Source organism: Corynebacterium sputi DSM 45148, assembly GCF_000427865.1.
In the GTDB taxonomy this organism is placed as follows: Bacteria; Actinomycetota; Actinomycetes; order Mycobacteriales; family Mycobacteriaceae; genus Corynebacterium; species Corynebacterium sputi.
On the sequence record NZ_ATYV01000005.1, the window covers coordinates 123,135 to 145,607 of the forward strand.

17 protein-coding genes are annotated in these 22,473 nt (G+C 61.5%); 9 read left to right on the plus strand and 8 right to left on the minus strand.

Annotated elements, in window-relative coordinates:
* Positions 1–29: 29 nt before the first annotated feature.
* Positions 30–2,120, plus strand: a complete 2,091-nt coding sequence (gene ligA, locus YWU_RS0104445) for an NAD-dependent DNA ligase LigA (RefSeq protein WP_027019516.1) — start codon at positions 30–32, stop codon at positions 2,118–2,120.
* 58 nt (positions 2,121–2,178) lie between these two features.
* Here ligA and YWU_RS0104450 read toward each other — a convergent pair whose 3' ends face one another.
* A complete protein-coding gene (locus YWU_RS0104450) occupies positions 2,179–2,838 on the minus strand; it encodes an ACT domain-containing protein (RefSeq protein ID WP_027019517.1) in 660 nt (219 codons plus the stop codon).
* Positions 2,839–3,022: 184 nt separating this feature from the next.
* On the opposite strand from YWU_RS0104450, the gene gatC reads away from it, so the two are divergent.
* From gatC to YWU_RS0104470, 4 genes are read left to right on the plus strand one after another with little or no spacing between them, the layout of a single operon-like run.
* On the plus strand, positions 3,023–3,322 hold the full coding sequence (gene gatC / locus YWU_RS0104455; protein WP_027019518.1) for an Asp-tRNA(Asn)/Glu-tRNA(Gln) amidotransferase subunit GatC: 300 nt from the start codon (positions 3,023–3,025) through the stop codon (positions 3,320–3,322).
* A gap of 2 nt (positions 3,323–3,324) precedes the next feature.
* Positions 3,325–4,824 (plus strand): Asp-tRNA(Asn)/Glu-tRNA(Gln) amidotransferase subunit GatA, encoded by a 1,500-nt coding sequence (gene gatA / locus YWU_RS0104460; protein WP_027019519.1) that lies wholly within the window; start codon positions 3,325–3,327, stop codon positions 4,822–4,824.
* Positions 4,825–4,875: 51 nt separating this feature from the next.
* Positions 4,876–6,312 carry an MFS transporter gene (locus YWU_RS15170; RefSeq protein WP_034647039.1) on the plus strand — a complete coding sequence of 479 codons (1,437 nt, stop codon included), beginning with the start codon at positions 4,876–4,878 and terminating at the stop codon, positions 6,310–6,312.
* Between the two features lie 10 nt (positions 6,313–6,322).
* The gene (locus YWU_RS0104470) at positions 6,323–7,354 is read left to right on the plus strand and encodes a 6-phosphofructokinase (protein ID WP_027019520.1); all 1,032 of its coding nucleotides are present in this window, start codon (positions 6,323–6,325) and stop codon (positions 7,352–7,354) included.
* A 30-nt stretch (positions 7,355–7,384) separates the two neighbouring features.
* On the opposite strand, the gene YWU_RS0104475 is transcribed toward YWU_RS0104470, so the two are convergent.
* Together YWU_RS0104475 and YWU_RS0104480 are read right to left on the minus strand one after the other, a co-directional pair.
* Entirely contained in the window at positions 7,385–8,080 is a 696-nt protein-coding gene (locus tag YWU_RS0104475) for a hypothetical protein (protein ID WP_156892712.1), read from the minus strand.
* 427 nt (positions 8,081–8,507) lie between these two features.
* Entirely contained in the window at positions 8,508–9,230 is a 723-nt protein-coding gene (locus YWU_RS0104480; RefSeq protein ID WP_156892713.1) for a hypothetical protein, read from the minus strand.
* Positions 9,231–9,370: 140 nt separating this feature from the next.
* Between YWU_RS0104480 and gatB the strand changes: the two genes are divergently transcribed.
* Both gatB and YWU_RS0104490 read left to right on the plus strand, forming a co-directional pair.
* Complete coding sequence (gene gatB, locus YWU_RS0104485) at positions 9,371–10,879, plus strand: Asp-tRNA(Asn)/Glu-tRNA(Gln) amidotransferase subunit GatB (RefSeq protein ID WP_027019523.1); 1,509 nt, start codon at positions 9,371–9,373, stop codon at positions 10,877–10,879.
* A gap of 58 nt (positions 10,880–10,937) precedes the next feature.
* Entirely contained in the window at positions 10,938–12,887 is a 1,950-nt protein-coding gene (locus YWU_RS0104490; RefSeq protein ID WP_027019524.1) for an arabinofuranosyltransferase, read from the plus strand.
* Here YWU_RS0104490 and YWU_RS0104495 read toward each other — a convergent pair.
* Together YWU_RS0104495 and YWU_RS15175 are read right to left on the minus strand one after the other, a co-directional pair.
* Complete coding sequence (locus YWU_RS0104495) at positions 12,884–13,642, minus strand: siderophore-interacting protein (RefSeq protein ID WP_027019525.1); 759 nt, start codon at positions 13,640–13,642, stop codon at positions 12,884–12,886. The genes YWU_RS0104490 and YWU_RS0104495 overlap by 4 nt on opposite strands.
* A gap of 49 nt (positions 13,643–13,691) precedes the next feature.
* Positions 13,692–14,750: a hypothetical protein gene (locus YWU_RS15175; protein WP_051260027.1), complete on the minus strand. Its 1,059-nt coding sequence runs from the start codon at positions 14,748–14,750 to the stop codon at positions 13,692–13,694.
* A gap of 80 nt (positions 14,751–14,830) precedes the next feature.
* Between YWU_RS15175 and YWU_RS17425 the strand changes: the two genes are divergently transcribed.
* Positions 14,831–15,913, plus strand: coding sequence for a DoxX family protein (locus YWU_RS17425; RefSeq protein ID WP_169718877.1), 1,083 nt, complete (start codon positions 14,831–14,833; stop codon positions 15,911–15,913).
* 97 nt (positions 15,914–16,010) lie between these two features.
* Here the strand turns inward: YWU_RS17425 and ilvD are convergent, their stop codons facing one another.
* From ilvD to YWU_RS15190, 3 genes are all read right to left on the minus strand, one after another.
* Positions 16,011–17,858: a dihydroxy-acid dehydratase gene (gene ilvD, locus YWU_RS0104510; protein ID WP_027019526.1), complete on the minus strand. Its 1,848-nt coding sequence runs from the start codon at positions 17,856–17,858 to the stop codon at positions 16,011–16,013.
* Positions 17,859–17,985: 127 nt separating this feature from the next.
* Positions 17,986–18,564 (minus strand): PH domain-containing protein, encoded by a 579-nt coding sequence (locus YWU_RS15185; RefSeq protein WP_051260029.1) that lies wholly within the window; start codon positions 18,562–18,564, stop codon positions 17,986–17,988.
* Between the two features lie 33 nt (positions 18,565–18,597).
* Positions 18,598–20,256 (minus strand): mechanosensitive ion channel family protein, encoded by a 1,659-nt coding sequence (locus YWU_RS15190; RefSeq protein WP_156892714.1) that lies wholly within the window; start codon positions 20,254–20,256, stop codon positions 18,598–18,600.
* A gap of 309 nt (positions 20,257–20,565) precedes the next feature.
* Here YWU_RS15190 and YWU_RS0104525 point away from each other — a divergent pair, with 309 nt between their 5' ends.
* A complete protein-coding gene (locus tag YWU_RS0104525; RefSeq protein ID WP_027019527.1) occupies positions 20,566–22,452 on the plus strand; it encodes an acetolactate synthase large subunit in 1,887 nt (628 codons plus the stop codon).
* Positions 22,453–22,473: the final 21 nt, after the last annotated feature.

The following is a 22,473-nucleotide window of genomic DNA, read 5'->3' on the forward strand; positions in this document are numbered from 1 at the left end:
ACGGAATGGGGACAACTACACTTGGCTAAGTGACTGACTTCGATGACATCCGTAGGCAATGGCAGGAACTCGCCGAGCAGCTCCGGGAGAACTCATCTCGGTACTACACCGGTCAACCGGTGATCTCCGATGCCGACTATGACGAGATGTTCCGCGCGATCCAGGACCTGGAAGAGCGGTACCCCGAACTGGCTGTGCCGGAATCGCCCACCCAAAACGTGGGCGCGAATATCGAGGCACCTGCCGATGGCGTGACGTTCGAAGCGGTCGAGCACATCGAACGCATGATGTCCCTGGACAACGTCTTCAGTGAAGAAGAACTCCGCGAATGGCTGGCTCGAACCCCAGCGCAGGCGTACCTGACCGAACTCAAGATCGACGGACTGTCGATTGATCTTGTGTACCGCGGCGGAAAACTGGTTCGGGCGGCGACCCGTGGTGACGGTCGCGTTGGTGAAAATGTCACCGCCAATGCGAGGACCATTTCCGATATCCCGCAGGAGATTACCGGAACCGATATACCGGCTCTGTTGGAAGTTAGGGGAGAGGTTTACCTCTCGCTGGAGGAGTTCGCGCGCATTAATGCAGAGCGCGCTGAAGAGGGCAAGGCCACCTTCGCGAACCCGAGGAACTCCGCAGCAGGTTCGCTTCGGCAGAAGAACCCGGAGGAGACCGCCAAGCGCAGGCTCTCGATGATCTGTCACGGCATCGGCGCCATCGATGGGTGGCGACCGGGCAGCCAGCATGAGGCATACGAGGCGCTGAAGAAATGGGGTTTCTCGGTCTCGCCGTACACAAAGAAGGCCCATTCGGCGGACGAGGTCGTGGAGCAGGTGGCCTACTGGGGCGAGCACCGTCACGACGCCATCCACGAGATGGACGGCCTGGTCGTTAAGGTCGACTCACTGACCGAACAGCGTGGTCTCGGATCGACATCGCGGGCACCACGCTGGGCAATTGCCTATAAGTACCCGCCGGAAGAGGTCACCACCGACCTGCTGGACATCCGAGTTTCCATTGGACGTACCGGTCGCGCCACTCCGTACGCAGTGATGACCCCAGTGACCGTGGCTGGCTCCACTGTCGAGATGGCCACCCTGCATAACCCGACCGAGGTGAAACGCAAAGGCATCCTAATCGGTGACCGAGTCACTATCCGCAAAGCCGGCGACGTGATCCCTGAGGTCCTGGGCCCGGTGGCGGACCTGCGGGACGGCTCTGAGCGGGAATACATCTACCCGACGCTGTGCCCTGAATGCGGCACAGTCCTGGCTCCGGCCAAGGAAGACGACGCTGACTGGCGATGCCCCAACACACGCTATTGCCCAGGTCAGCTCCAGCGACGAGTGGAATTCCTGGCCTCCCGAGGTGGTTTCGACATTGAGCACCTTGGTGAGCGAGCTGCCGCAGATCTCATTCACCGAGGTGTGCTTCCCGACGAAGGCGAGCTCTTCAATCTCGGCACCGACGACCTCGCCCGCACAGCCGTATACACCACCGCCGCGAAGTGGAGGGAAGGCGAGGATGGAATCGAACGGGGCACCGTCAACGCCAATGGCAAGAAGTTCCTCGAGGCACTGGAAGCGGCCAAGGACCGTGAACTCTGGCGAGTGCTGGTGAGTCTGTCGATTCGGCATGTCGGGCCGACAGCGGCGCGTTCCCTGGCACAGAAATTCGGATCCATGGATGCGATCCGGGAGGCCTCACGAGAGGATCTCGCGGAAACAGACGGTGTCGGCGGGATCATTGCGGACTCGGTCATCGCCTGGTTTGAGGTCGACTGGCACCGCGAAGTCGTGCAGAAGTGGGCTGATGCTGGCGTTCGGATGGCAGATGAGGTCTCCGACCGACCAGACCAGGTCCTGGAGGGCCTCACCATTGTCGTCACCGGCTCATTGGAGGACTTCACCCGCGACACCGCAAAGGAAGCGATCCTCACCCGTGGGGGCAAGGCCGCCGGCTCCGTGTCGAAAAAGACCTCAGTCCTCGTCGCTGGTGAAAATGCCGGCTCGAAGGCAACGAAGGCGGAAGATCTCGGTGTTCCGATCCTCGACGAGGCAGGGTTCCATCGGCTCCTTGAGATCGGTGCCGATGCAATTCCCGGAGGATCGGCAGAGTAGCAAGTACGACAAAACCCGCCGCAGGACCCAGGAGTCTGGCGGCGGGCGCAGTTGCTGGCTAGTTAACGATCGCTCCAACGATGTCGCCGATCCGACCAAGATGTTCGACCTCAGTGGCCAGGAAATCAGGTCCGCCCGGGCGACCCATGATCAGCGTGTACCACTGGCCCATCGGGGCGGCCGCGAGAGACGACTCCATCACGGTCCAGGAATCCGGCAGCCAGTCATCGGTGTCCAATTCGAGGACGCGGGCGGAATCAACCGGGGAACTGTGCAGCACTCGGCCATCGTCCTCCGGAGCGGCATCGGAAGCGACGAGGCGACGGGAACCGTCACGGCCGTTCTCCAGGACCAAGGCCCAACCAGCCGTCATCGTCCCAGGCAAGCCGTCGACGAGCCCCTGGAAAGCCTGAGTCGCCTTCTTTGCCTTCGCGAGCTTCGCCAACATCCGAATCTGACCGCGTCGGTCGACGGTTCCAGAGAAAGGCCGGATCGAATCAACCTCAACGTCGTCGAGGGATTGGGCGGCGGTGATCAGTGCGTCGGGAAGTGTGTCGTGAGGGATATCGACGACCAGGTCGTCGATGACAGTGCCATCGGTGCCGTAGTCGACGACGTCGACGCTGCGGATGTCTCCGTTGACTTCACCGAGCGCAGCAGCAAGATAACCCAGGGAACCCGGGATATCGGGGAGCTGAACCCGTAGCAGGTAAGTCATCAGTGTCACCGTGGGAACCTTTCGAAGAAAATGGGCGAAGCCGCCCGATTAGCGACTCCAGGTTACATGCGGGGCTGACAAAAGCAGACAGCCCCAGGGAGGTTTGCCCCGATGCCCCGTCCAGAGGCAGCCGCGACTACCCTATGGGACGTACCCATACTGGATAAACGGAAAGGGGTCCCGCGTGCCCGCCATCTCGCGCGACGAGGTTGCACACCTCGCACGACTGTCCCGTCTGGCGTTGACAGACACCGAAATCGAAGGATTCTCGGATCAGATCGACGACATCATCAACCACGTGCGGCAGGTGCAGGAAGTCCCGACCGAGGGTGTGGAGCCGATGAGCCACCCGTCCTCGTCGGCCGGTGTCATGCGCGAGGACGAGGTTCGTCCGACCCTCACCGCAGAGCAGGCCCTGGACCAGGCACCCGCATCGCAGGACCAGAAGTTCGAGGTTCCGCAGATCCTCGGTGAAGAGGAGTGAGCGTGACCGACAACAAGTACTTGGCCTCTGCCGTCGCAGACGATGCGATCCTCGGCCTCACCGCCGCGGAACTGGCAGAGAAGATCCACTCCCGCGAGCTGACCTCTGTCGAGGTCACCGAGGCGTTCCTGGCCCGGATCGCGGATGTTGACGGAGACGTCAACGCATTCCTGCACGTCGGCGGCGAAGAGGCCCTCGCGGCGGCTAAGGCCGTTGACGAGTCCCTCGATCGCGGCGAAGCACCCGCTTCCGCACTGGCCGGTGTTCCGCTGGCATTGAAGGACACCTTCACCACTGTGGATGCTCCGACCACCTGTGCGTCGAAGATCCTCGAGGGCTACATGAGCCCGTATGACGCCACCGTCACCCGCAAGCTCCGCGAAGCCGGAATCCCCATCCTGGGCAAGACCAACATGGATGAGTTCGCAATGGGCTCCTCCACGGAAAACTCCGCGTACGGCCCGACCCACAACCCGTGGGACTTGGACCGCACCCCGGGCGGCTCCGGCGGCGGCTCCTCCGCAGCTTTGGCTTCGGCGATGGCTCCGTTGGCTATTGGCACCGACACCGGCGGTTCCATCCGCCAGCCGGCCGCACTGACCAACACCGTTGGTGTGAAGCCGACCTACGGCACCGTCTCCCGTCAGGGCCTCGTTGCCTGCGCGTCTTCCCTGGATCAGGGCGGCCCGACCGCTCGCACCGTCCTGGACACCGCGCTGCTGCACGAGGTCATCGCAGGACACGACGAGGGTGATTCCACCTCGACCAAGCACGACATCGCCGATGTTGTCACCGCAGCACGCGAAGGGTCCTCTGGGGATTTGACGGGTGTGAAGGTGGGCGTCGTGAAGCAGTTTGATCGGGAGGGCTACCAGGACGGCGTCCTGGAGCAGTTCCGCGCCTCTGTCGACGCAATGCGTGAAGCCGGCGCCGAGATCGTCGAGGTCGATTGCCCGAACTTCGACCACGCGCTGTCCGCCTACTACCTGATCCTCCCGTGTGAGGTGTCCTCCAACCTCGCTCGCTTCGACGGCATGCGTTACGGCATGCGCGAAGACGATGACGGAGAGCACTCGGCCGATCAGGTCATGGCCGCTACCCGCGCCGCCGGCTTCGGCGACGAGGTCAAGCGACGCATCATCATCGGCACCTACGCCCTGTCGGTCGGTTACTACGACGCGTACTACATCCAGGCGCAGCGCGTACGTACCCTCATCCAGCAGGACTTCGACAAGGCCTTCGAGCAGGTCGACGTCCTCGTCTCCCCGACGACGCCCACCACAGCGTTCAAGCTCGGCGAGAAGAACGACGACCCGCTGGCGATGTACATGTTCGACCTCTGCACCCTGCCGCTGAACCTTGCCGGCATGTGCGGCATGTCCGTCCCGTCCGGCCTCGCGTCGGACACCGGCCTGCCCACCGGTCTGCAGATCATGGGCCCGCGCCACGGAGATGACCGCCTGTACCGCGTCGGCGCCGCCTTCGAGAAGATCCGCGGCTAACTTCCCGGGTCCATGCCCGTGCCCCTCGGCGGTGGGGGTACGGTACCCGGCATGACCACCGCCTCTACCGAGCCCGATTACCTGCCCAAGCGGCAGGCCTGGCTCGCGATGATCCCCCTGTGCATCGGGTTCTTCATGAACCTGCTCGACCAGTCGATCGTCTCGGTTGCGACCCCGGATATTCAGGATTCCTTCGGGGTCGACTACAACGCCCTCATCTGGGTTAACTCCTCGTTCTTCCTCGCGTATGCGATCCCGCTGCTGGTCACCGGCAGGCTTGGCGATCAGCTAGGGCAAAAACGGGTGTTCCAGGTGGGCATCTTTGTCTTTACGGTCGCTTCTTTGTGGTGTGGCATGGCTGGCAGCATCGAGTCGCTGATCGCGGCTCGTGCCCTGCAGGGAATCGGTGCGGCGCTGATCGCGCCCCAGACCCTCAGCGTCATCACTCGCATCTTCGCGCCGGACCATCGCGGCACTGCAATGGGGCTGTGGGGAACCGTTGCGGGCTTAGCGACGCTTACCGGCCCTGTCCTCGGCGGCCTGATCGTCGATGTCGCCGGTTGGAGTTGGATCTTCTACATCAACGTGCCGGTGGGCATCGCCTGCATGATTCTCGCTGCGATGTGGGTGCCGGATCTGCCGTCGACCTCCCGTAGCTTCGACATCCCCAGCATCACCGTCTCGATCCTGGCAATGACATTCCTGGTCGTAGGTATCCAGCAGGGTGAGTCCGCTGGTTGGACCCTGTGGATCTGGGGCCTGCTGGCGGCGGCCGCGGCTCTGATCGTGCTCTTCGTGCGCTTGCAGAAGTCGGCGGAGCCTAGGGGAGTGGAGGCGCTGGTGCCGCTGGACCTGTTCTCCCGGCTGAACTTCTCCCGAGGCACCTTCTCGATCATGGCGATGGGCTTTGCGGTGGCCTCTAACGCGGTGCCGATCATGCTGTACATGCAGCGGTACGAGAACATCGACCCGTTGATGGCCGGACTCATGATTGCCCCGATGGCGATTGTCTCGGGAGTGCTCGCGCCTTTTGTCGGCTCGTGGATCGGAAAAATCGCACCGAGGACGCTATCGATGATCGGTTTCGGCATGATGATCGTTGGTCAGGTGCTGATGTTCGCGGTGATGCGACCCGAGCTTCCGGTGTGGTGGATCGCGGTGGCCTCCATCGCCCTTGGTGTCGGCAATGGCTTTGTGTGGGCGCCGAACTCCACCACCACGATGTACTCGATCCCTCCGTCCTCGGCCGGCGCCGCCTCAGGTGTCTACAACACCTCACGCCAGGTGGGCGCGGTGATTGGCTCTGCTGCTACTGCCGCCTTCATCCAATTTCGAACCGCACAAGACGCTGGTGCCTACGTCTTCGGCGAAGTCTTGCTGATGCAGGCCGCCGTTTTGGTGCTCGGGTTCATCGCGGTGATGGGCTTCACTAGACCTGGTTCGCCGACACCTAAACAGGGACAGGCAGGTTCCTCGAACGGGGTCTAGTGTTGAACTCATGAGAATTGCGACCCTTACTTCCGGTGGAGACTGTCCAGGACTGAATGCCGTGATCCGGTCCGTGGTCCGAACCAGTTCCGCAGAGTACGGTTCCACCGTCGTTGGGTATGAGGACGGCTGGGTAGGTCTGTTGGAGGACCGCCGCGTCCAGCTTTACGACGACGAGGGGATCGACCGCCTCCTCATCCGCGGCGGCACCATCCTCGGTACCGGTCGAATGAAGACCGAGGTCTTCAAAGAGGGCATCGACCGAATTAAAGAGAACCTCGCAGACGCGAACATCGACGCATTGATTCCCATCGGCGGCGAAGGAACCCTCAAGGGTGCCAAGTTCCTCGCGGACAACGGAGTGCCGGTCGTCGGTGTGCCCAAGACTATTGACAATGACGTCAACAACACCGACTACACCTTCGGATTCGATACCGCCGTGGCTGTGGCCACTGATGCGGTGGACCGTCTGCACACCACCGCTGAGTCCCATAACCGTGTCATGATCGTTGAAGTCATGGGCCGCCACGTCGGCTGGATCGCACTGCATTCGGGAATGGCCGGCGGTGCGCACTACATCGTCATCCCTGAAGAGCCCTTCGACATCAATGAGATTGTGAAGTCGATGGAACGACGCTTCCAGATGGGCGAGAAGTACGGCATCATCGTCGTCGCCGAGGGCGCCAAGCCCAAGGACGGAACGATGGAGCTCGAGGACCGGGGCACCGACGTCTTCGGACACAAGATCTTCGCTGGCATTGGCGAGATGATCGGCAAGGAATTCACCCGTCGCACGGATTATGACGTCCGCACGACCGTCCTCGGACACATTCAGCGTGGCGGAACACCGACCGCGTTCGACCGAGTGCTGGCTACCCGCTATGGAGTCCACGCTACTCGCGCGGTCCACGAGGGCGACTTCGGTAGCGCCGTGGCCCTTCAGTCCGGAGAAGTTGTGCGCATTCCTCTGTCTGAGGCAGTCGGGCAGCTCAAGACTGTCCCGCCGGGCCGTTACCGTACAGCGAAGGCACTCTTCGGTTAAGCCCGTGGCCACGGACTTTCCGTGACCTCGTTAGCGGTTCAAGCCCATGGCTCGGACTAGCGCATCGACATCGTCAGGATCGATGCCTGTTGCTCCATAAACCCCTAAGAGTGAGTCTTCGATCTGATAGATGCTGGTGGGAGAATTCGCTTCCTGCAGCACTCGCACCACTCGGTTCTCAGGAATTGTCGTGCCGAGCGGCACTTCATTGGGAATGAGTGGTGCCGCTGCCATGTAGTCGACCACATCCGGGTCACTGTAAAAGTAGGCACCATAGACTCGGAAGGCCTGCCCACTGTCGTCATCAGTGAGGCGTTCGCTGATCCTGCAGTGGATTTGCTCGACGACGTCCCCGCTAGAGTTCACGAAATCATTCTTGGAAGTGCATTCCTCGACAGCATTGGCTATTTCGTCCGGAACCATGTCGGGTAGAAGTTCATCCCTCGATGAGGCGAGGTACGACCGCGCTACAAGTGCCGCGACCGTTACCACGGCGATCGCCACAATCGCGATGACGATGATGAGAATCGGCGACATTTTCTTCTTCGTTGCCGTGCTGCTGGTGCTCGCCTGGGACGATGGTACTTCTGAAGGTTTCTCGTGATGGCCGAACGGAGATGATGGCTGTTCAGCGACCAGCTTCCAATCTCCGTCCGGAAAGGCACTCGCGGGTTCGGCAGTGGTGGTCTCTGCTCCGGCAGAAGAGGCTGTGGTTTCAATCGTCACTGACTCTGGATGGACGCCATACTGAGCGAAAGCCAGCGCAATTGCCTGACTGTTGGGCGGGGAAGGCGGAATAGGGGTTTTGATTGTCGCCGATAGTGGAGGGCGAGACTGCCCACACACAGCGAGACATCCCCACATCGTCGAAGTGAGCAGTTCTTCCGCGGCTACTGTGGTCCCGTCTCGGATGGTCACATAGCGCTCAGTCAGAGCGAAACGGCGGGAATCCATTTCATTCTGTATAGGACGAGTGGTTGTGCCGTCTGAGACCGTCAGCGCGGTCTCGGTGATGTCGATGGTGAGGTGCCAGGGCTCGGACATCGTCTTTCCCATCGGACAAGTGGTTTCACCACTGAAATAGTATGGGTTCAGATTATCGGTTTTTCTCTGGGAGGGTCATGACAAGTTGGGCTGGCTTTGCGTCAGCGCCTTAGTTGATAAGTCCAACCGACTGGAGGAATGGCTCGGCGTCGTCGGGCGTCGCGTTGTAGACGCTGTAGCGGACGAGTCCTTCGTCCTGAATGTCATAGATGGCTAGTGATGAGGTGTGCTCGAAAGCGCGGATCTCGTGCCCGGACTGCGTCGGAGTGCCGTTGATGGTGATCTCTTCGACATTGCGGGGAGGCAGCACCGCAGCCTGACTGGCGACCTCAGAGTCGCCGACGATGTCTGCTGCATAGACGTCAAAGGGGATACCTGTGCCTGGGTGTTCGACGTCATCGAGGAAGACGCAGTTGAGGATGTCCTGGTTCTCCTCGTGCAAGCCGTCGAAGTCGTACAGGGGGATAACCATTACGGCGCAATTATCGGCCATCGACTCCCTGACTGCGGGTGCAGCAAGGTCCCTCATCCAGTCCTCCGTGTCCACGCGTTCGTTGTCGCCACCGGATCCGGAAATCGAGGTGGGTGCGCGGTCGAAGAAGCTCGGACCTCCATTGAGGAACGTCGTCAGGCTGACCGCTGCGGCGCCGATAAGGCCCACCACAACGACTGCAAGAACAATGAATATCGCTACGACCTTGCCGGTGGATGTTCCGCCGGTATGCCTCTGCATCGGGTCGTCCGAGGAGGAGAACGTGGTGTCACAGTCAGAGAAGGAGCTAGGGACTGGTTGCTCCGGCAGTGGTTCGGAGTGCATGGTTTCGTCAGACACATGGTCCTCTCTGGTCATTGCTCCGAATGACGGTGGTTGTGGGGCCGTGTGGACAGTGTGTATCCAGGTTAGCGAACATGGCCGACGGTGACCTGTGCCCAACGGCGGCGCGGTGGCGGTGAAGCGTTAGAATGACCGGCATGACCGCCGCTTACGCAGATGACCTGATGGACTATGACGAAGTCCTGACCCGCTTCGACCCCGTCATGGGACTGGAAGTTCACGTTGAGCTGTCGACGAAGACGAAGATGTTCTCGTCTTCCTCCGCCAACTTCGGGGCATCCCCGAACAGCAACGTCGATCCGTGCAGCCTTGGTCTGCCGGGCGCGCTGCCGGTCGTCAACGGCACCGCAGTGGCGTGGGCCATCAAGATTGGCCTGGCTCTCAATTGTGAGATCGCCGAGTACTCCCGCTTTGCCCGGAAGAACTACTTCTACCCGGACCAGCCGAAGAACTACCAGATCTCGCAGTACGACGAGCCCATCGCGTTCAACGGCTACCTCGACGTCGTTCTGGAAGACGGCACTCCGTGGCGCATTGACATTGAGCGTGTTCACATGGAGGAAGACACCGGCAAGCTCACCCACCTCGGTGGTACAACCGGGCGTATCCACGGCGCGACTCGGTCCCTGGTGGACTGCAACCGTGCTGGCGTGCCGCTGATCGAGATCGTCACCAAGCCGATCATCGGCGCCGGCGAGCGTGCTCCGGAAGTTGCCCGTGCTTACGTCTCGGCCCTGCGTGACCTGGTCGCCGCGCTGGAGGTCTCTGACGCACGCATGGATCAGGGTTCGATGCGAGTTGACTCGAACCTGTCCCTGCGTCCGATCGGCCAGGAAGAGTTCGGTACCCGTACCGAGACCAAGAACATCAACTCGCTGAAGTCCGTGGAGCAAGCGGTGCGTTACGAGATGATGCGTCAGGCGGCCGTGATCACCGATGGTGGTTCCATTCGCCAGGAGACCCGCCACTACCAGGAGACCGATGGCTCCACCTCTGCCGGTCGTATCAAGGAGACGGCGGAAGACTACCGCTACTTCAATGACCCGGACCTGCCGCCGGTCCTCGCACCGGCTGAGTGGGTCGAGGAGATCCGTGCGACGTTGCCGGAGCTGCCGTGGATCCGCCGCGCTCGCATCCAGGAGGAGTGGAATCTCAAGGATGAGGAGATGCGCGACCTGGTCAACGCAGGTGCCCTCGACCTGATTATCGAGACCGTCGAGGCCGGCACCACCCCGGACGAGGCACGTGCGTGGTGGGTTGCCTACCTCTCGCAGAAGGCCAATGAGTCCGGAGTTGAGCTCCGGGCACTGGCAATCACTCCGGGCGAGGTTGCCCATGTTGTGAAACTCATCAAGGACGGCAAGCTCACCAACAAGCTCGCCCGTCAGGCAGTCGATGGAGTGCTCGCCGGCGAAGGCACTGTCGATGAGGTCATCGCAGCCCGCGGACTTGAGGTCGTGCGTGACGACGGCGCCATCGAGAAGGCTGTCGACGAGGCACTCGAGGCCAACCCTGACATCGTGGAGAAGTACCGCGGAGGCAATAAGAAGGTCGTCGGCGCGATCGTCGGTCAGGTCATGAAGGCCACCCGTGGCAAGGCCGACCCGGCGCAGGTCAACCAGTTGATCGCCAAGAAGCTGGGTTAGCCACCCGCTCTGGGTCACCCGTTGGGCGTACCTTCCCCAAGGAACGTAATTTCATTGCGTGACCCAGACCGCCTTACGCACCGCCGCGAATCACCGCGGGCGCCATTCTGTGCCCCGTGGTCCGCGGCGGTTCGTCGTACCTGAGACAGTTCACGTTGCCTGGTGGCGAGTCTTTCTAGGCCGTTCGAGTGAATTTCTCGGGGCGATCATCATCGCGTTTATCGTTTCGACGTTCCTGTCAGGCTCCTTCGACACCATGACGGTTCCGGAGAAATCCACTGTGCTCGCTGCCCGTGGCTCTGCCGTAACCGCTCTGGCGGTGATTGCGGTGGTGGTGGCAGTGGGCGTCGGGAAGCACGTCTTTGCGTGGATCGCAGGTGTCGTCGGAGCCGCAGTGGCGGCGACGGTCCCGTTGGCGGTGTTGCTGTGGGGGTCTCCATTTTATCTGTTTGGCCTCGGCGGCGATCAAAGCTTCCGCGTGGCCTACTTGACCAGGTTCTCTGGGGGAGGAGGCCGCGCCGACGTCTATTACGCCGATGCGCTGTCCTTCTATCCGCCGCTGTGGTTCTGGGCAGGCGGGATCTACACGCGGCTCACCGGCACCGAGGGGTGGCTGGCGTACAAGCCGTTCTCATTGATCACTATGGCTGTCGCGGCAGTGATGGCCTTTGTTATGTGGAGATGGCTGCTGGGAGCTCCGATCGCGGCTGTACTGGCAGTGGGGACGGCCTGCGTCGGCACCTTTTACAATGCCTACGAGCCGTACTCCTGGCTCGTGGTCGCACTGGTGCCGCCGCTGACTGCTTGGTCCGTGGAATTGATGTTTCGCTACGCCTCGACTGGAGCGCTGCCGGCATTGTGGGCCGCGGTACCTCTCGGGGCGGTCGTTGGCGTGTTCTCATTTACCTACACGCTGCTTGCTGTGGTGGCAGCACTGTCTCTAGGGGCCGGCGCTGCGTCAGTGGCCTGGAAACTGCGGAACTTCTCGACGTTGACGTGGCTTGGCCTGGCCGGCACAAGCGCCTTCCTGACCAGTCTCGTGTTTTGGGGCCCCTACCTGTGGGCGCGACTGAGCGGCGAGGAACGGGAGCACAGCGTCGCCGCCGATTTCATGCCCGACGAGTCCCTCTCGGTATTCAGTCCGCTCGGAACATTGACGGCGTTTGGGATAACGGCGCTGGTGGGACTGGTTGCCATGGGCCTGTCGTGGGGGACGGTGCGTGGGCGCCGCAGTTCAATCAGCGCTCCCGGTAGTGGGCATGCAAACTCCGCCTTCATGGCGTGTGCAGTAATTCTGTGTGTCGCAACCGGCTGGTTCGTGGCATCGTTGCTTTTCGCCTTCAACGACACCTCGCTGCTGGCGTTTCGGATCATCCCGTTGATGATGCTTGCTCCGGTGCTCGCAGGACTGCTTGTCCTGGCACAGATGGTCGGTCGCAGGATCCGGAGAGTGTCACTGACACCAGTGGCGGTGTTGGTGTCCTTTTGCCTCCTGATGGGAATGGCGCAGGGGAGCTCAGCAGAAAACGAAGAGTATGCGGAGGCCGCACTAGAGGCGAGGGGAGCGCCGCCGGAGTTGTTAGAGGCGATCGACGCAGCTCAGGCTGAGCACGGTCTGGTCCGCCCCGTGGTTCTCTCCGACACCTCCGCGGTGTTCGCTCAACGGGACTTGTTTTCGTTCCAGGCACCGATGGAGGCGTATGCGACACCATTTGCTCGCTATGGGGAGCGAAATGCAGAGATCGTGGCGTTGTCGGAAGCCCACTCCACGCAGGAACTACTGGGGCTTCTCGACGGTTCCAAGTTCCGTGCGCCGGACATGTTTATTCTGCGGCATGTGGAGGGAGCTTTGGTGGCGCCGGTTCGAGAGAATCACATGCCATCAACCCCCGGGAGCACCTCGACGAACCTCGTCTTTGATCCCGCCTTGTTCGACGAAGAACATTTCCACCGATATCCGGCAGGGGCATACGAGGTGTTCGTTCGGAGCTCAGCCTCTGCGGGCTAGTCCTCGGGCTTATTCTCCCGCTTCCACTCTCGGAAGTTCTCCTCAGAGCGGCCAACTCGCCAGTACCCGGACACCGACAACGCGCGCCGGGACACACCGCGTTCTTTGACAAGAATGGGACGAATCCGCTTCATCACCGCATGTGCCTCGCCATGAACGAACGGCTGGCACACGCCGTCTAACCACTGAAGCTTCTCGACGGCCCCAACCATCGCATCGCCCGGCGTCTCACCGGAGGGGAGCCACTGGATCCGTGTATTGGCAGTAGCGGGCAAGTCCCGCTGGGGGTCAGCCGATTCGATAATGACCTCGACCGGAGGAGTGGAGCCTTCGGCCTCAAGCGCGACGAGGTTCTCCAACGCAGCGGTAACGGCCGGCAGTGCGGTGTCATCGGCAACCAACAGGTGCCAATCCGCCTCCGGTGCCGGCGAGTATCCGCCACCGGGTCCGAAGAACTCGATTTCCTCTCCGACGGAGGCTTGTGCTGCCCACGGTCCAGCAACGCCTTCGTCTCCGTGAACAACGAAGTCTATGGCAGCAGTGGAGTTCTCCGAGTTAATGGAGTGCACTGTGTAGGTGCGAACGACCGGTGCTTCCGGGTCGTCGGTGGGGAACTGCAGCTTCACGTAGGCATCAGTGCTGATGTCCTCGGAAAACCTCCTGAAATCACGGACCTTGAGGTTCAGACGGGTCATGTGCGGCGCCACCTGGGTGGTGCCGACGACGGTGAACAGGTTTGTCTCTCGCGGTGCCATGATCGTCAGGGTAGCCTCACCTGTTGTTTGGTGAGTGAACCGCCCCCAGTTAGTCGGGTGAGCCGCCGGCGGCGCCGTCGAGCGGGAACCGGACGACCCGGTCGTCCGATTCGCCGGGGCCGCCTTCAGCGAGAACGCGATTCGCAGTACCTGCCCACACTTCACCGACGCCTTCAGCATCCACGATCGTGACAGTGGATACGTGCCCGTACATTCCATCGACCAGAACCTCGGGCGAGCCTGCGACGGACCAGAACGCTTCCTCTGAAAGGGTGCCGCTGCCGGAATCTAGTGCGAGCGGAATAGACACCACCCGTTGCGCGCCCGGCACCGCGACGACCACTTCGTCAGCTGAGGCAGCACAGCCGCCGATTGAGTCGTCGAAGTCGACTCCGGTAAGAGGTTCAATCATCATTCCGTAGAACACGACCAGGGTCGGCTGGCCATCCAGGATCACCGACGCAATCGGTGGTGCCCCCTCCGGGGTGTCGCACAATGCCTGCAACTCGATACCTGGGTCATTAATCCGGATGTTCTCTGGCCCTGCTGGACCCGCCACGATCGCGACAGTGTCGCCGGGGCCGCCAGTCTCACGCCAATCGGTCCCTCCTGAAGGAAGGAGGGTAAGACGGTGCAGGGAGCCGTCGTCAAGCAAAACATGAACTTGCCCGTCTTCCTCAACCGAGGACGACGGCAGCAATTGCCGCACCGGGGCCTGTGCCTGAAGCAGAGGCTCCGGCTCATGGCCGGGGCGAATGTCCCACAACGTTCCATCGGAGGTAGCGGTGAGTCCGCGGGAATCGCCCGTCGCGGTCATTGCGGTGACGTCAGGCAAGCATGCGGCGAGGATCTCGTCTGATATGTCGCACGGATGAGACTGCCCCTGCTCGGGCGCGGCACCACCGTTGTCTGGAAGGCTCTCGATCTCAGCGTCTGGTGGTGCGATTGGATGAATATCGCCCTCTACCTCGGCAAACGGCTGCTGCAGGCCTTGATCCTGTGCGCAAGCGACCGACGTTGCCCCGAGGAGAGCCACCGCAGCAGACAGCGCGACCGAACGCCACACCGGGAAAGTGCGGCAACGGCGGAGGAGCGGTGAATCGGACACGGCACCCAGGATAGGGAATCGGTCGACATGCGCGTCAGATGGGCGGCATTGAGTTGTGGAAGTCAACTAGTGTGAAAGCTGTGAGTGAGAAACGGGCAACTCGACACGGTTCAGCCACCGGCGACGATTCCGCCGTGCCCATCTACCGCACTCGGGCGCCTGAACAGGCTCCGGATCCAACGCCTGACAGAAATCCGCAGCACGAAAAGACTGTGGACGACGTCCTGCACCAAATGTACGAGGCAGCCGGGCGGGCAGAACCCCGAACGGTCGGTGGACACCGCGACACCTCTGGCTCTGACAGTGAAACGACCCAGATGGCGCCTATCGTGGTTTCAGAAGACAACATTCCCGATGACAATCCTGCTCCAGAAGAGGTGGACCTCGTGAAGAACAACGATGATAAGTACAACGACCCGATGGAGACCGAGCGCGATGCGGTGACCGCCAGTACCGGTTCAATCGACAACGAATACGCATTCAGCGGCACGAACCCGGATGTGGCAGAGACCGAGTACTTCGCCACTGGGACGCCAGCGGAAACCGACTTGTTTGCCGCAGGTCCGGCTGGGGCTGGACTGGCCGGACCAGTCGTCACCGAAGAAACGCTCGTCGAGGAAGTTCCCGAGCATCGTCGCGGTACTACTGATCTCGGACTGCTGTTCCTGCGCATCGGCGTCGGAGGACTGCTGATTCTCCATGGTCTGGCGACCTTCATCGGATTCGGTGGCGGCCCTAGCCTGACTCAATTGCAGGATCAGTACATTTCGATGGGCTGGAGCTTCGCCGTAGTTGTGGCCGTGGCACTGCCTGCCATTGAGATCATCGCTGGCGTACTGCTGCTGGTAGGCCTGGCGACACCGCTCGGCGCCGCATTGGCGCTCGTGGCTACGTCCTTCCAGATGATGACTGCAGCAGCCGAGAACAGCACCGGCTGGAATTTCCTTGATGGGGACAACGGTGGCCTGCTGCAGCTCTATCTCATCCTGACTATCGCCGCGCTGGCCATCCAGTTCACCGGCCCAGGAATGTACGGGCTGGACTTCTCGCGTACTTGGTCGCGCCGTCCGCTGGCCAGTTCGTGGATCTTCGTCATCGTCGCTGTCGGCGTCGCGATCGGTGCATGGTGGTTGGTAACCGGTTCGCTGCCAGTCGCTTTCTAGAGATCTACTGACGTAGAAGGCATGAAAAATGGCCCGGGCTGATGCCCGGGCCTTTCTCATGTGTGGCGGAGGGTGCCCGCCTGATCAATTGAGGTGCTCAGTCCACGATTCGGATCGCGCCGAGGTCTGCGGACGATGCCATCTTGGCGTACGCCTTCAGTGCCTTGGTGATCTTGCGTGGGCGGATCTTGACCGGGCTGAACGGCTTGTCGCGCTTTAGTTCTTCCGCACGGCGGTCGTCGAGCTCCTCGTCAGAGACGAGAATCTCCAGGCGTCGCTCTCCGACGTCGATGTACACCGGGTCTCCATTGCGAACCAGACCGATTGCACCACCGGCGGCGGCCTCGGGGGAGACGTGACCGATGGAAAGTCCGGACGAGCCACCGGAGAAGCGGCCGTCAGTGACCAATGCACAAACCTTGCCCAGGCCGGCGCCCTTGATGAAGGCCGTCGGGTGCAGCATTTCCTGCATACCCGGGCCACCTGCCGGGCCCTCGTACCGCACGAACAGAACCTCGCCCGGCTGCAGGATGCGCTTGAGGATGACGTGGACCGCCTCCTCCTGACTCTCCACAACGCGGGCGGTGCCCTCGAAGTGGAACTGCTCTTCATCGATGCCGGCGGTTTTGAGGACTGCACCGTTCTGAGCGATGTTTCCGCGCAGCACACACAGTCCACCTTCGACCGTGTACGCGTGCTCGACGGAGTGGATACAGCCATCCTCAGCGTCGGTGTCTAGCGACTCCCAGCGGTTGTCCGTAGAGAACGGCTCAGTGGTTCGGACGCCACCCGGGGCAGCGTGGAACAGCTCAATGGCCTCGTCGGTGGCCTTGCCTCCGCGGATGTCCCAGTCGTCGAGATGCTTCTCCATGGTCGGGGCGTGGACCGAACGCACGTTGGTGTTCAGTAGTCCGCCGCGTCGCAGCTCACCGAGGATGGCGGGGATTCCGCCGGCACGGTGCACGTGCTCCATGTAGTAGTCCGGGGAGTTCGGAGCGACCTTCGCCAGGCACGGCACGTTCCGCGAAATGCGGTCGATGTCCTCGAGGTCGAAGTCGATTTCGCCCTCTAGCGCGGCTGCGAGGATGTGCAGAACCGTGTTGGTGGAACCACCCATGGCGACGTCGAGGGCCATGGCATTCTCGAAGGCCTCGCGCGTCGCGATGTTGCGGGGCAGAACCGACTCGTCGCCCTCGTCGTAGTACTTCTTGGCGATATCGACGATGGTCTCGCCAGCCTTGAGGAACAGGTTGCGGCGAGCGACCTGGGTGGCCAGCGTTGAACCGTTGCCCGGCAGCGAAAGGCCGAGAGCCTCGGTGAGGCAGTTCATCGAATTGGCGGTGAACATACCGGAGCAGGAACCGCAGGTCGGGCAGGCGGCTTGCTCGATCTCCAACAGCTGCTTGTCGTTGACATTCTCGTCCGCGGAAGCAGAGATGGCGGAGATGAGGTCCGAACCGGGCTTGACCACTCCGTTAATGACGACGGACTCACCGGATTCCATCGGGCCGCCGGAGACGAATACAACCGGGATGTTAAGGCGCATCGCAGCATTGAGCATGCCCGGGGTGATCTTGTCGCAGTTAGAGATGCAGACCAGCGCGTCAGCGGTGTGCGCGTTGACCATGTACTCCACCGAGTCCGCGATGATTTCACGGGAGGGGAGGGAATAGAGCATGCCGTCGTGACCCATCGCGATGCCGTCATCGACCGCGATGGTGTTGAATTCGCGCGGGACGCCGCCTGCTTCGACGACGGCCTCGGCGACAATGTCACCGACATCTTTGAGATGCACGTGTCCGGGAACGAACTGGGTGTAGGAGTTCGCAATGGCGATGATCGGCTTGCCGAAGTCGGAGTCGATCATACCGGTTGCGCGCCACAAGGACCGTGCACCGGCCGCGTTGCGACCGGACGTGGTGACCTTTGAGCGAAGGGGGATCATGGGCTGCCCTTCCTTGTTGTTGGTCGATGGGTTACCCCAACAGGGGATCACGTCAATAATAACGTCTATCCCACAACATGGACAATGGTGTCCACGTTATGGGATAGGGGAGAGGGTCGTGTGCCGGCTACTCGGAGCGGCCAGGAGCCTCCGGGCGCTTTACGTGTTCGGTGTAGACCTGGGTCGAATCGACCTCGGACTTGTCCTTCAACACGGAGTAGCCCTCGCGGTCGAAGACCTCGACCTGTTCGTCCCTGGCGTCAATGCCTGCGGTGATTGGATCCGGGATCCGGCCGCCGGTGACCTTGCTCAACTCGGGAAGCGAGTTGAATGACACCGCCGGGAGAGCGAACCTCGTGGCCTTGTCCGGGTCCTCGTCGTCCTTGGAGACAGCGATGCCCCGACCACGCTTGTCGAACAGGATGCCCCGGAAGTCATCCCAGGACATGAACTTCTCGGGACGGAACAGATACGTCGCTGAAATACCGGAATCGGAGATGGTAGTCCGCACCCGTTCAATCCACACGATGTAAAGGAGCGGAACCAGTGGAGTCCAGTACAGCCACGGGGTGGAGAACCCGAGCGCGATGAACACGAGAAGGAAAAGAAAAGCCACGCCCAGGTAATGGATCTTCTGGGGTCGGATCCTCGTCGGGGTGATACTTCCGTCGTGTGCAACGGCTGACGGGCTGGTCTCAGAGCTCATGGTGTCCAATCGTATTGCATCGGCCTTAGGCCGTTACAGCGAGTCTTCCTGTGGCTCCGCACCCTCCTGCGGAGCCGCGTTGCCTTCCTGATCAGGCTGCGGTTCCTGGGTGTTATTCTGGCCGGTCTGACCCGGCTGTGCAGGCTGATTGGGCTGATTCGGCTGGTTCGTCTGGCCCTGCTGGTTGTTCTGGTTGCCGTCGACGCCAGGTTGGTTCGTCTGGTCAGGGTTCGCGGTTTCCGTACCGGTCTGGTCGGTGAAGTTCGAGTTTTCCGTAACTTCAGTCGTAGTCTCTTCGGTGGTGGTCTCGCTACCGGCAAACCGGCTCGGAGCGAGCCAACCGGACGGGTTATCCGAGCCTTCTTCCTGCTCCATCGACATTACGTTCAGTGCTGAGAAGAGGAAGAAGAGAATGATCAGTACGACAGTTGACTGACGGGCCCGACCGCCTGCAGAAAGTACCTCGCGGAGCTTCCGCTTGGGCACGGCTAGGCTATCGGGCTTCTTTTCGGCAGTGTCATCCTCGGCTGCGTACACGGCCGTCTCATCTGAGACGGCTTCATGTACTGCAGTTGCCTCCGTGTCATCGACAAGAAGACCTTCGGCCTCTCCGCCGTATTCCTCTGCGACCGCGGCGATATTCTCCGCTCGCTTCTTTCCGTCACCGGCAGGGTCATCGGCTCGTGCGGCATCGACTTCTGCCTCGGTGGGCAGGCGGCGCCCGGAGGCTGGGTCGGTGTCATTCGACCAGGCCTGCTCGTTCGTCGACGTGCCCGCAATGCTCTGCTGGGCCGAGTTGTCCGAGCCCATGTAGGAGAGCACTTGATCGCGGTTAGGCATCAGCGCGGTCGGCATGCGCTCGCCATAGTCCTCCCACCACGTGTCGATGATGGCGGAACGAACGGCGCGCTCAACCTTCCACTGGTCGCCCGGGTCAGTGTCAATGATCATGCGCAGGTTTACAGTCCAAGACTGGCCTGCTGCTGTCGGGGGATTCAGTGACGTAGAGGACTGGATGCTCAGGTCAGAGCGCAGGGAGCCGCGAACGTCTTCCTTGTCGACAGCATCTTCAGCGGCTGCCAGAGTGCGGCGCTCCAGTTCAGACATCGATCCACCGGAGGTCAGCGGTACCGGGATGTCGATGACGGCACGTGACCAGCGGGAGGAGTAGTTGACGCTCATCTTCGCGTCACCATTCGGGATGATCACTTCTTCGCCGTTGAGCGTACGAATCGTGCTGGCACGCAGAGTCAGGTTCACAACCTCACCCTGAACAGTGCCGGACGGAGTGTGGAACTCAACCCAGTCGCCGACTCCGTACTGCTTCTCGACGATGATGAACACACCACCGAGTAGGTCCTTCACTAGGTCCTGGCCACCGAAACCAAGGGCAGCGGACACGATGGTCGCGGGGACAACGGCGGCACCGATCGATATGCCGAGTGTCTCGAGAAGATTAATGACCAGGACGAAGTAAGCGACAAGTTCAATCGCGTAAACGATGGCGCCGATGAGCGCCTTTTGTCCCTTCTTGTCTTCTGGATCACCGTGGAGTCTTCGCGAGACCACCGCAATGATGTACCGCCGGATCCTGGGTATCAGGAGGAGTAGTACTACCAGGGCCGCAGCGCCGAAACCGGTCGTCGCGATCCATACCCAGATGCCGCGCAGTAAGTAGAAGAGGAAATCCATGCCCGCGACCGTATCGAAGATTTCTGAGAGCTGTGCACGCCGATTCGTAAACAACGGGGCGTGTTTCCTAAGGAAATCTGAGTGAGGGGGCGCGGGTTAGGGGTCCCCATGTTCAACCAGTGAGATTGACTGTCCACTATGTGGACACTAAGGTTTCACTCATGTGACGGGCTTAACTGTCGTGAAGGGAAAATTCGGGGCCCCGGCCTCCGGATCCTCTCTAGACTGCAAGCTCGAACAAGCGGGAACCGGCTCCCATGAACCGTCAACCGCGCGGCCACCTTCACCCGAAACGAGGAGCGCATCAGCATGACCGCCGCCCCCGGCAAATCCCCATCCCCAGCTACAGTCGCCGCCCAGGCCCGACGCAGTGCCCCGGAGCGCCTCACCGGCGCCCAGGCGATCGTTCGGAGCCTCGAGGAGCTTGACGCCGATCTGGTGTTCGGTATCCCGGGAGGCGCGATTTTGCCCCTCTACGATCCGCTCTTCGATTCCAAGAAAGTTCGCCACGTCCTCGTGCGCCACGAGCAAGGTGCCGGCCACGCCGCCACCGGTTACGCACAGGTCTGCGGCAAGGTCGGCGTCTGCATCGCTACTTCCGGCCCCGGCGCTACCAACCTGGTGACCCCACTTGCGGACGCCCAGATGGATTCGGTCCCGGTCGTCGCGATCACCGGTCAGGTCGGCCGACCGCTGCTGGGCTCTGATGCTTTCCAGGAAGCGGATATCCGTGGCGTGACCATGCCGATCACGAAGCACAACTTCATGGTCACCGAGGCTGAGGACATCCCGCGCACGATCGCAGCAGCATTCCACCTCGCGTCCTCCGGGCGACCGGGTCCTGTTCTGGTCGACATCCCCAAGGATCTGCAGTCCGCTGAGATTGACTTCAGCTGGCCGCCGGCAGTGGACCTGCCTGGTTACCGCCCGGTCCGTACCCCGCACGCTCGTCAGATCGAGGAAGCGGTTCGGATGATCTCCGAGGCCGAGCGCCCGGTCCTTTACATCGGTGGCGGCGTTATCAAAGCTGACGCTTCCGCTGAGCTCCGTGCCTTCGCTGAGTACACCGGGGTTCCGGTTGTCACCACTTTGATGGCCCGTGGTTCTTTCCCGGACAGCCATGAGCTGCACATGGGAATGCCGGGCATGCACGGCCGTGTTTCCGCGGTCGCCGCGCTGCAGAAGTCGGACCTGCTCATTACCATCGGCGCCCGTTTCGACGACCGCGTCACCGGCAAGCTCGACTCCTTCGCACCGAACGCCAAGGTCATTCACGCTGACATCGATCCGGCTGAAATCGGCAAGATTCGCGAAGCTGATGTCCCGATCGTCGGTGACGCCCGTGAGGTTCTATCTTCGCTTCTCGACGTCTACTCCGACCTCGACCTTCCCCTTCCTTCGATGAAGGAGTGGAAGCGCGATCTTGGAGAGCTCAAAGAGAAGTTCGAGCTCGGATGGGAAGAACAGGCCGATGGCTCGCTGTCTCCGCAGTTCGTCCTGCAGCAGCTCTCGCAGATCGCCGGACCGGAGGCCATTTACGCCGCCGGTGTCGGTCAGCACCAGATGTGGGCCGCACAGTTCATCGATTACGAGAACCCGCGTACGTGGTTGAACTCCGGTGGACTCGGAACCATGGGCTACGCCGTCCCGGCAGCTCTCGGTGCGAAGGCTGCAGATCCCTCCAAGGAGGTTTGGGCTATCGATGGTGACGGTTGCTTCCAGATGACCAACCAGGAGCTGACCACTGCCGCAGTCGAAGGTTTCCCGATCAAGGTGGCCCTGATTAACAACGGCAACCTCGGCATGGTCCGTCAGTGGCAGACCCTGTTCTATGACCAGCGCTACTCGAACACCAAGCTGCGCCCCCAGGACAATTCCTATGTCCCGGACTTCGTTCAGCTGTCCGAGGGACTCGGTTGCGTGGCCTTCCGCGTGACCAAGCCGGAGGAGGTGGCGCCGGCGATTGAGCGGGCCCGCCAGATCAACGACCGCCCGGTCGTCATCGACTTCATCGTCGGTGAAGATGCCCAGGTGTGGCCGATGGTCGCCGCCGGTGTCTCGAACGACGAGATCCAGCACGTTCTCGGTATGCGTCCGCTCTTTGACGAGGAAATGTCCGCCGCCGATGAGCCTGCAGACATCCACGAGGCTGTCTCAGACCTGGATGCGGCAAATCCGAATACCCAGAGCCGCTGAAGCTCGCGACAAGAGGAAGGA